We start from the raw sequence: 602 nt of genomic DNA, 5'->3' as shown, positions 1-602 counted from the left end.
TGAAAGTTCTATAATGAAGTTAGCCACCCAGCCCTCCTAAAAATTAGATGGTTCAACTAGCTGATAGCTAGTACTCGATTTCATTTGATAAGAGGCTTGGAGCTGTTAAGCTGGAAAGCCAAGGCTAAGATTAGCCTTGGTTTAGCTGACAAAACTGCTTCAAGGGTTCCTCTTGTCAAATGAAAGCTCTTCTAGGCATAAGAAAACACCTCTGTGTTATACTTGTTGTTCAATCACAAACACAAGAAAGGCACAGAGATGCAAAACCATTATACTACAAAAGCCAAACATTTGACAATCGATAGCCGTCGCTTAATCGAAAGACGGAAAAAAGAAGGGAAATCAAATAGAGAAATCGCCTCTTTACTTGGAAAAGCTCCTCAAACTATCCATACTGAAATCAAGCGTGGGACAGTCCGACAATGTCTTGGAAAAGGACGCTTTAAAGAGGTTTATTCTGCCGACTATGCTCAACAGTCTAAGGGCGTTAACGTGGTAATTTCTACCATCTACTACTGGATCCATCATGGAAAATTAGGATTGTCAAAACAGGATCTGCTCTATCCTAGAAAAGGAAAATCTGTTAAGAAACAAGCTAGCAC

1 protein-coding gene is annotated in these 602 nt (G+C 39.9%); it reads left to right on the top strand.

Going from position 1 to position 602, the window contains the following annotated elements; genetic code table 11:
- Positions 1–258 precede the first annotated feature (258 nt).
- Positions 259–602: helix-turn-helix domain-containing protein (locus tag HT699_RS09900; protein WP_172934325.1), on the top strand; the 344-nt coding region annotated here is incomplete at its 3' end.

The sequence above is a fragment of the Streptococcus sp. 1055 genome (genome assembly GCF_013276815.1).
GTDB lineage: Bacteria > Bacillota > Bacilli > Lactobacillales > Streptococcaceae > Streptococcus > Streptococcus pseudopneumoniae.
The sequence above is the reverse complement of the archived record's forward strand: the minus strand, read 5'-3'. Positions and strand labels throughout refer to the sequence as shown.